Annotated in this window: 8 protein-coding genes; 5 read left to right on the forward strand and 3 right to left on the reverse strand. The window is 63.5% G+C overall.

Going from position 1 to position 8,655, the window contains the following annotated elements; genetic code table 11:
• The first annotated feature begins 312 nt into the window (after nucleotides 1-312).
• From QMX88_RS27815 to QMX88_RS27835, 5 genes are all read left to right on the forward strand, one after another.
• Entirely contained in the window at nucleotides 313-1,146 is an 834-nt protein-coding gene (locus QMX88_RS27815) for an alpha/beta fold hydrolase (RefSeq protein WP_282373459.1), read from the forward strand.
• A complete protein-coding gene (locus tag QMX88_RS27820; RefSeq protein ID WP_282373460.1) occupies nucleotides 1,143-1,997 on the forward strand; it encodes an alpha/beta fold hydrolase in 855 nt (284 codons plus the stop codon). Before QMX88_RS27815 ends, QMX88_RS27820 begins: the two co-directional genes overlap by 4 nt.
• A gap of 186 nt (nucleotides 1,998-2,183) precedes the next feature.
• Nucleotides 2,184-3,014 carry a DUF4892 domain-containing protein gene (locus QMX88_RS27825; protein ID WP_442969506.1) on the forward strand — a complete coding sequence of 277 codons (831 nt, stop codon included), beginning with the start codon at nucleotides 2,184-2,186 and terminating at the stop codon, nucleotides 3,012-3,014.
• 75 nt (nucleotides 3,015-3,089) lie between these two features.
• The gene (locus tag QMX88_RS27830) at nucleotides 3,090-4,010 is read left to right on the forward strand and encodes a cation diffusion facilitator family transporter (protein ID WP_282373462.1); all 921 of its coding nucleotides are present in this window, start codon (nucleotides 3,090-3,092) and stop codon (nucleotides 4,008-4,010) included.
• 162 nt (nucleotides 4,011-4,172) lie between these two features.
• Nucleotides 4,173-5,225, forward strand: a complete 1,053-nt coding sequence (locus tag QMX88_RS27835; RefSeq protein ID WP_192174903.1) for an AI-2E family transporter — start codon at nucleotides 4,173-4,175, stop codon at nucleotides 5,223-5,225.
• A gap of 69 nt (nucleotides 5,226-5,294) precedes the next feature.
• Here the strand turns inward: QMX88_RS27835 and xopAW are convergent, their stop codons facing one another.
• The 3 genes from xopAW to QMX88_RS27850 all read right to left on the reverse strand — a co-directional run bounded on the left by xopAW (nucleotide 5,295) and on the right by QMX88_RS27850 (nucleotide 8,214).
• Complete coding sequence (gene xopAW, locus QMX88_RS27840) at nucleotides 5,295-6,095, reverse strand: EF-hand domain-containing protein (RefSeq protein ID WP_282373463.1); 801 nt, start codon at nucleotides 6,093-6,095, stop codon at nucleotides 5,295-5,297.
• Between the two features lie 287 nt (nucleotides 6,096-6,382).
• A complete protein-coding gene (locus QMX88_RS27845) occupies nucleotides 6,383-7,465 on the reverse strand; it encodes a sensor histidine kinase (RefSeq protein WP_282373464.1) in 1,083 nt (360 codons plus the stop codon).
• The gene (locus QMX88_RS27850) at nucleotides 7,462-8,214 is read right to left on the reverse strand and encodes a response regulator (RefSeq protein ID WP_133771586.1); all 753 of its coding nucleotides are present in this window, start codon (nucleotides 8,212-8,214) and stop codon (nucleotides 7,462-7,464) included. Before QMX88_RS27850 ends, QMX88_RS27845 begins: the two co-directional genes overlap by 4 nt.
• Nucleotides 8,215-8,655 lie beyond the last annotated feature (441 nt).

Consider the following 8,655-nt stretch of genomic DNA (forward strand, 5'->3'; position numbering starts at 1 on the left):
GGCTAAAGCCGGTCCCACAGGGTCACCGCCAGTCCCACTGGCTGCACGCGCTGCTGTGAGTGGGACCGGCTTTAGCCGGGAAGGGGCCGGATTGGGCATCATCAATCTTACGGTCCAACGCTCGATCGTTCCCACGCTCCGCGTGGTAATGCCGCCTCAGACGCTCCGCGTCTCTGCCGTGGCGCTCACACCCACCCAGATAAACCTCCCCATGACCGGAGTGGCCTCATCGATGGCAGTTCCGGTCATTGCCGCGCTTGGCGGGCGGTGCGCACAATCGCGGCTTGTTCTGGTTGCTCTGGGTGTGCCGGCATGTCTCAACTTTTGTTTTTCGCTCACGCCAATGGCTTTCCGTCGGGTACGTACGGCAAGTTGTTCGCGGCGCTTGGGCCTGAGTTCGAGATTCGTCATCTGGAGCAGCATGCCCATGACCCGCAATTTCCGGTGACGGACAACTGGCCGGAGTTGGTGGATGAGTTGATTCATCATCTGCGCGAGCAGGCGCAACCGGTGTGGGGCGTAGGCCATTCGCTGGGTGGTGTGCTGCATTATCACGCGGCGCTGCGCCATCCTGAGTTGTACCGCGGCGTTGTGATGCTGGATTCACCGGTGCTGACCCGGTTCGATCAGTGGATGATTCGGGCGGCCAAGCGCTTCGGGTTTATCGATCGCATCACGCCTGCGGGCCGGACGTTGGGGCGTCGTGAGGTGTTCAGCAGCGTGGAGGCGGCGCGGGATTACTTTGCCGGCAAGGCGCTCTTCCGGCGTTTCGATCCCGAGTGTTTCGAGGCGTATCTGCTTCACGGGCTGCAAGCCGATGGCGACGGGTTGCGCTTGCGTTTCGATCCCGCCACCGAAATCAGCATCTACCGCAGTGTGCCCCACACCAGCCCCGGTCTGGCCCGTCAGTTGCGCGTACCGTTGGCGATGGTGCGCGGCGAAAGCAGTGATGTGGTGCGGCGTCACCATGCGCTGTCAGTCAAAAGCATGCGCGAGGGCGAGTATCTTTCCGTGCCCGGTGGGCATATGTTCCCGCTCGAACATCCCGAGGACACCGCCCACATGCTCAGAACGCTGTTTTCCCGCTGGACGGCCAGAGCTGAAGGCGCAACCACTGACGCCGCCCTGCAACGAGCCCGCGCATGACCTGCTCGGTGGAAGAGATCCGCCTGAGCTTGCCCCATATCGAGCTGGCCGCTCATCTGTTCGGTCCCCAGGACGGCATTCCGGTAATCGCTCTGCATGGCTGGCTGGACAACGCCAACAGCTTCGCGCGGCTGGCGCCCAAGCTTGAAGGGCTGCGGATCCTGGCACTGGACATGGCCGGGCATGGCCACTCCGACCACCGCCCGCCGGGTTCGGCGTATGGTTTGCCGGACTACGCCCACGACGTGTTGCAGGTGGCGGGGCAGATGGGCTGGGAGCGGTTTTCTCTGCTGGGGCATTCCCTGGGGGCAATTATTTCGGTGATCGTCGCGGCGGCGGTTCCCCAGCGGGTCAATCGTCTGGCCTTGATCGACGGGTTGCTTCCGCCGGTGGGCGAGCCCGAGTCTGTGGTCGAGCGCATGGGCGCGGCGCTGCAGGCGCAATTGACGCAGCAGAGCAAGCGCAAGCCCGTCTACCCGGACATGGACCGGGCGGTGGAGGCGCGGATGAAAGGCATGGTCGCGGTCAGTCGTGAGGCCGCCGAGCTGTTGGCCCTGCGTGGCTTGATGCCGGTGCCGGGTGGTTACACCTGGCGCAGCGACAGCCGACTGACCTTGCCCTCGTCGATTCGTCTGACGCGAGCGCAGGCGCTGGCTTTCGTCACGGCGGTGCGCTGTCCGGCACAGTTAATCGTGGCCGAGGAGGGCATGCTCGCGCAGAACCGGGAGCTGCTCGCCAGCGTTCCTTTTACGGTGACGTCCTTGCCGGGCGGGCACCATCTGCACCTCAACGACGAGGCGGGGGCGCGCTCTGTTGCAGACTGTTTCAATCGCTTCTTCGCCGTGCCTTGACTTGCGACCTGCAACTGCCGAGGCTGGGGCAGTTGAAACAGGAGACTGCACGATGGACCACTGCCCACGCCGCACCGTTTTATTTTCATGCTCGCCGCGCGTTGTCGCGGCTTTGTTTTGCCTGCCGATTACGTCCCCGGGTGCTTTGCCTGCTGCGTTCGCCGCCGCCTCGCCGATTGCCCTGCCATGAGCGCCTCCATGACGTTCACCCGCACGCTCGCGCTGACGCTGCTGCTGACCGGCCTCAGCGTCGCCACCCAGGCGGCCGACGTTCCCGGCAGTCAGGACTTGCCCATCGTGCCGCGGCTGACAGACGCGGAAATCGTCGATTATCGGCCCGCCATTGAGCTGGAACGCATTTACCCGCTGGGCTCGATTCGCAAGATCAGCGGCCAGTTGCGCTTCGACGGGCAAGTGTCCGGGCGCGGCAACGTCACCGCCATCACCTACCAATTGCCGGTCGAGCACAGCGCCGACGAAGCGTTCACCGCCGCCCGCGAAGCATTACAGCAGCAGGGCGCGCAGCTGCTGTTCTGGTGCCAGGCGCGGGATTGCGGCGAAAGCAGCCTGTGGGCCAACGAGGTGTTCGGCAATGCCAAGCTGTATGGCGCCGACAACGGTCAGTCCTACTTGCTGCTGCGCCTGGCCGCGCCGGCGGACAACACGCTCGTGGCGTTGTACGGCATCACCCGCGGTAACCGCCGGGCTTTCCTCCACGTCGAGCAGTTTCAGTCGAGCACGCCGCTGGGGGACTTGCTGCCGACTTCCGCGACCCTGTTGCGCGAGCTGAAAAGCACCGGCGAGCTGGAACTGCCGATGCTGACCGCTGAGCCGCAGGAGCCGTGGATCACCTTGCTGTCCCGTGGCCTGAATCTGGACAGCACCTTGCGGGTTACGCTTTCCGGGGATCAGCGCGAAGCGTGGCGTCAGGCGCTGGTAGCCAAAGGCGTACGCGCTGCACGGCTGGAAGCGGGCGATCGGAAAAATCCCGGCCTGACCCTCGAACTCATCCGCTGAAGACCGCAGAGCCAGGTTTGGTCTGACTTCACCGTGTGTTTACAATGCCGCCCTCCAATCGTACCCGTGAGTCAGATGACAGAGCCAAGCGTGCTTCGCCTTTCCATTATTGTGACGTTTGCTCTGGCTATTTTTGGGGTGGTATTCGGTCTGCTGACCGGGTCTGCGTCGATTATTTTCGACGGCGTATACACCCTTATCGACGCAATCATGACGAGCTTTGCACTGGTCGTTGCCAAGCTGATTGCCTTCTCTCACAACGATGTCGGTCGCGCCCGCCTGACCAAGAATTTCACGATGGGGTTCTGGCACCTTGAGCCCATTGTGCTTGGTTTATCCGGCACGCTACTGGTTGGAACCGCTGGCTATGGCCTGATCATGGCCGTCGGCAGCCTGATGGCGGGCGGGCGACACCTGGACTTCGATCTCGCGCTCATTTTTGCTTTTGTGGCCCTTGTGAGCGCCGTTGGAATGATCATCTATGGCCGACGAGCAAACAAACGCCTCAATTCAAGCTTCATCGCCCTGGACGTTAAAGCCTGGACAATCTCCGCTGCAATGACCGGCGCTCTGTTAGTCGCGTTCCTGACCGGCTGGATTATCAGGGGCACAGAGCTGGAATGGTTATCGCCTTACATAGATCCAGCGGTGTTGGCGCTTGTTTGTCTCATCGTTTTACCCTTGCCTCTGCCGACGATTCGTGACGCTCTCGCAGATGTTCTGCTGGTGACCCCGCCAGAAATGAAGAAAAGAGTTGATGACGTTGCCAGCGATGCTGTCCAGCGACATGGCTTCCTTTCATACCGTGCCTATGTGGCCCGAGTGGGGCGCGGGAGGCAGATCGAGATTTACTTCATCGTTCCACCGGGCTTGCCGCCACGCTCCCTTGAGGCATGGGATCTGATCCGGGATGAAATTGGCGACGAGCTAGGAGGTACCGGCCCTGATCGTTGGCTGACAATCGCTTTTACCGTTAATAAAGAATGGGCTGAGTGATAGAAGGTCAATTCGCCCGCAAACACCGGCGGACAGGTCTTCAGCACGCATAGACCCGTCTCGGTTCCGTCCTTAAGGCTGGCGTGGGTGTGAGCGCGCGGCGGGCTGCGTGGTTAGACGGTATGCTTCTCGGATTAAACCCCCTCTTTTGCGGAATGAACGATGTTCAATAACGATCGCCTGTTGGTGCAGATTCTCCTGCTCGCGCTGCTCGGCGCCTGCCTGTGGGTGATGGTGCCGTTCTGGTCGGCGCTGTTTTGGGGTGCGGTGCTGGCGTTTGCCAGTTGGCCGCTGATGCGTCTGTTGACCCGCGCGCTCAAGGGGCGTGAGTCCCTCGCGGCGGCGATTCTGACCCTGGGCTGGATGGTGCTGGTGCTCGCGCCGCTGGTCTGGCTGGGTTTCAATCTGGCGGACCACGTGCGCGACGCAACGGCGTTCGTCAAGGACGTGCAAGTGGACGGCCTGCCGGATCCACCCACCTGGCTGGCGGGCGTTCCGCTGGTGGGCGAGCGGTTGGTGGGTTACTGGAACACCATCGACCAACAGGGCGCGGCGCTGCTGGTCAGCGTCCGGCCTTATTTGGGTCAGGTCGGCAACTGGCTGCTGGCGCGCAGTGCGCAGATCGGCGGCGGCATTCTTGAGCTGACCCTGAGCATCGTCTTCGTGTTCTTTTTCTACCGCGACGGGCCGCGGGTGGCGGCGTTCGTGCTGAGTCTGCTGGAACGGCTGATCGGCGATCGCGCTCAGTATTACCTCGATCTGGTGGCCGGCACGGTGCAACGGGTGGTCAACGGTGTGATCGGCACGGCTGCGGCGCAAGCGGTGCTGGCCCTGATCGGTTTTCTGATTGCCGGCGTGCCGGGCGCGCTGGTGCTGGGCATTGGCACCTTCCTGCTGAGCCTGGTGCCCATGGGCCCGCCGTTGATCTGGATACCCGCCACGGCGTGGCTGGCCTGGAGAGGCGATTACGGCATGGCGATTTTTCTCGGCTTGTGGGGCACCTTCATCGTCAGTGGCGTCGATAACGTGCTCAAGCCGTACCTGATCAGTCGCGGCGGCAACCTGCCGCTGGTGATTGTCTTGCTCGGGGTGTTTGGCGGGTTGCTCGCGTTCGGCTTCATCGGCCTGTTCATCGGCCCGACGTTGCTGGCGGTGGCCTATAGCTTGCTGCTGGACTGGGTCGGCGACAGCCGCGCGCGGCAGCCGGTCAAGTAGTTCACACCCGTAAAAAGCACGGGCATAAAAAACCGCCGCCGGGCTGAGCTCGGCGGCGGTTTTTTTTCGTCAGGCCGAGGTGCTGACGTATTTGCCGGACGTGGCGTTGCTGTTGAGGTTGTAGCGGTCACTGAGGGCCGCGACCATGCGGTTCAAGGCTTCGGTGGCCTGGGTGGTGGTTTGCGAAGTGGCTGTTTGGCTAGCGGCGGTCTGGCTGCTGGAGGAAGAGGTGCTGGCGGAATTTGTCGTGCCCTGCAACGCGCTGGTCAGTTCGGCCGCGGTGATGCTGCCGTCACTGTCGCTGTCCAGGCTGCTGAACAGGTCACTGGCGTCTTCGGCAGGGGGCGGAGGCGGCGGTTGTTGGGCCTGCAGGCTGGCGGTCAGTTCGTCGAGGCTGACGGTGCCGTCCTTGTTGGTGTCGAGGGCATCGAACACTTTACTGCTGTCGGCGCTGCTTTCGGAACTGCTCAACGCTGTGGTCAGTTCAGCGCTGCTGACCGTCCCGTCGCCGTCGCTGTCCAGCGCACTGAGCAGGTTTTGCGCTTCGTCTTCGGAGGACGCGGCGTCCATCTGCATCGGCGGTGGCGGCGGAGGCGTCAACGCAGCCAGTTCGTCGGCGTCGAGGCTGTCGTCGTCATTGCTGTCGAGATCGCCGAACGCCTTGCTCAAGCTGACGGTAATGCCGTCTTTGGAATCCGAGGAAAGCGACGAGCTCAGCTCGTCCTTGTCGATGCTGCCGTCGCCGTTCGCGTCGAGTTTCTTCAATAATTCGTCGGCGAACTTCTTGCTGTTGGCCGTGCTGGTGGTGCTGCTCGTGCTGGCACTGGTGTAGCTGGAATAACTGCTGCTGCCGCTGACGCCTGTGATCATCGGACTGACTCCCCATCAGATGGATAATGCCGGGCGGTGCTCCGGCTTATGCAGCGTCAGGGCAAGGCGTGTCGTGGGTGTGTTGGGTTTGTACCGGCGGAGTTACCTGAGCGCTTGCGTCAGGCTTCGCTCAGTGGGACCGGCTTTAGCCGGGAAGAGGCCAGTCAGAACACCGTCAGATTTAGGGTGTAACGCCTGACGAATGCCCGGCTAAAACCGGTCCCACAATGGGCTCCATCGCCAGTACCACCGAACTCACCCGGTCCCATCCTGCTGATGGCTCCGGGTCAGATTCGCGGCAGATCCAGCACGGCGGTCAGGCCGCCGCCGGGGGTTTTTTCGAGGCGCAGGTCGCCGCCCATTCGCCGCGCGGCTTCCCGGGCGATGGTCATGCCGATGCCGACGCCGCCCGAGTTGCGATTGCGCGAGCTTTCGACGCGATAGAAGGGCTCGAACACCACTTCACGCAGGTCTTCAGGAATGCCGGGGCCGTGATCAATGACGCTGACCCGCAGGCGATCGCTGGCGTCTTCGATCTCGACCCGCGCGTGCCCGGCGTAACGCAGGGCGTTGTCGATGAGGTTGTTCAGGCAAGAGCGCAGGGCCATGGGCTGGGACTTCAGTGGCCGGCAGGTGCCGCTCGCCTGAATGTCATCGCCGTTGTCCTGGGCGTTTTCGGCGAGGGATTCGATCAGCGCCTGCACGTCGAAATACTGCAGCGCTTCGCTGGTGCGCTGTTCGTTGAGGTAGGTCAGGGTCGCGTCGAGCATGCCGATCATGTCGTTGAGGTCCTGGCTCATCTGCCCGTGCAGCCGCGGCTCGTCGATCTGCTCGACCCGCAGTTTCAGACGCGCCAGCGGCGTGCGCAGGTCATGGGACACGGCGGCGAGCATGCGCCCGCGCTGTTGCACCTGTTCGCGAATGCGCTCCTGCATCAGGTTGAACGCCTGCGCCGCCTGACGTGCCTCGCGAGGGCCATTGGCGGCCAGGGGCGGGCTGTCGAGGTTTTCGCTGAGGCGCTCGGCCGCTTCGCTCAGTCGGCGGATCGGCCGGCTCAGGGCCTTGGCGCCGAACCAGGCGGCGAGCACCAGGCTGATCAGCTGGAACAGCAAGGGCACCAGCGGAATGCCGAGCATCGGCGGGCGGCATCCTTGCGGTGGAGGAGGGCGCTGAAGGTCGTCGTCCGCTGCAGCGTCGCGTTCGGGTGGCGGTTGCATCTGGCTTTCCATCGGCCGATCGCAACCGGGCGGGGGCGGCATTCTGGGGCCGTAGTGGTGAAACCAGACGAATGCGAGCAGGTGCGCCAGGACGATCGCCAGCATTGCCCCGCCAAACAGCCGGGCAAACAGGGTATCGGCCGAGCGGATCAACCAATCTCCCGGGCGTCGAACATGTAGCCTTCGCCGCGCACGGTTTTGATCAGTTGCGGTGATTTCGGGTCATCGCCGAGCTTCTGCCGCAGGCGCGAGACGAGGAGGTCGATGCTGCGATCAAACGCTTCGATGGAGCGGCCCCGGGCGGCGTCGAGCAGTTGTTCCCTGTTGAGCACGCGACGCGGCCGTTCGAGGAAGACCCGCAGCAGGCGGAATTCGGCGTTGGACAAGGGCACGACGAGGCCGTCCGGCGCGGTGAGTTGGCGCAGGACGCTGTTCAGGCGCCAGTTGTCGAAGCGCAGGGTGGTGCGTTCTTCGGTGCGGTCATCGCGGACGCGGCGCAGGATGGTCTGGATCCGCGCGACGAGTTCGCGGGGCTCGAAGGGTTTGGCCATGTAGTCGTCGGCGCCCAGTTCCAGGCCGATGATGCGGTCGGTGGGTTCGCAGCGGGCGGTGAGCATGAGGATGGGGATGTCGGAGGTGCTGCGCAGCCAGCGGCAGAGGGAGAGGCCGTCTTCGCCGGGGAGCATGAGGTCGAGGACGACGACGTCGTAGGTGTCTTCGGTGAGGGCCAGGCGCATGGCGTTGCCGTCGGTGACGCCGGTGCTGTGGATGTTGAAGCGGGCGAGGTAGTCGCAGAGCAGTTCGCGGATGGGGATGTCGTCGTCGACGATGAGGGCGCGGGTGTTCCAGCGGCGCTCTTCGCTCGGCGCGGTGGCGGTGGTGCTGTCGGGTGTTGTCTGCATGGTGCTGCCGCCGTGTGGTGCTGCCGAGTGGGCCGCGGGTAGGAGTCGACGCTGCCATGCTACTTCGCTGGCGAGCGGGGCGGAAGGGTGAGGGGGGCAGGTGTCGGTGGATTGTCGTGAATGTATCAAGTCAGGTACATCTGCGGTGTGGCTGACTACGCTGAGATCAAGATCTACGTCAAGATCAAGGGCGTCTGCCTGGGGGCAGACTGTTTCGCCTTCGGCGAGTTACTTGGAAAAGCACCCCAAGTAACCAAGGGTGCTTGCTCCTGGCTAGGTCCCTCCTTCGTCGGGATACCCTCACTCCGACGACGCTCCGTGGGCCCGCGCCGAACGGACATCCATGTCCTGACGGCGCTCTCGCCGCATCCATGCGGCTCGGCCCACTCCGCGTCGTCTGCGTTCAGCCTGCACCCAAGTCGCGATTGGTGTCGTCTGGTC

Source organism: Pseudomonas sp. PS02290, assembly GCF_029960075.1.
In the GTDB taxonomy this organism is placed as follows: domain Bacteria; phylum Pseudomonadota; class Gammaproteobacteria; order Pseudomonadales; family Pseudomonadaceae; genus Aquipseudomonas.

What these genes read in the sequence shown, in the direction of transcription:
- QMX88_RS27815 (WP_282373459.1), top strand. Translation starts at nt 313, where the DNA reads ATGTCTCAACTTTTGTTTTTCGCTCACGCCAATGGCTTTCCGTCGGGT.
- QMX88_RS27820 (WP_282373460.1), top strand. Translation starts at nt 1,143, where the DNA reads ATGACCTGCTCGGTGGAAGAGATCCGCCTGAGCTTGCCCCATATCGAG.
- QMX88_RS27825 (WP_442969506.1), top strand. Translation starts at nt 2,184, where the DNA reads ATGAGCGCCTCCATGACGTTCACCCGCACGCTCGCGCTGACGCTGCTG.
- QMX88_RS27830 (WP_282373462.1), top strand. Translation starts at nt 3,090, where the DNA reads ATGACAGAGCCAAGCGTGCTTCGCCTTTCCATTATTGTGACGTTTGCT.
- QMX88_RS27835 (WP_192174903.1), top strand. Translation starts at nt 4,173, where the DNA reads ATGTTCAATAACGATCGCCTGTTGGTGCAGATTCTCCTGCTCGCGCTG.
- xopAW (WP_282373463.1), bottom strand. Translation starts at nt 6,095, where the DNA reads ATGATCACAGGCGTCAGCGGCAGCAGCAGTTATTCCAGCTACACCAGT.
- QMX88_RS27850 (WP_133771586.1), bottom strand. Translation starts at nt 8,214, where the DNA reads ATGCAGACAACACCCGACAGCACCACCGCCACCGCGCCGAGCGAAGAG.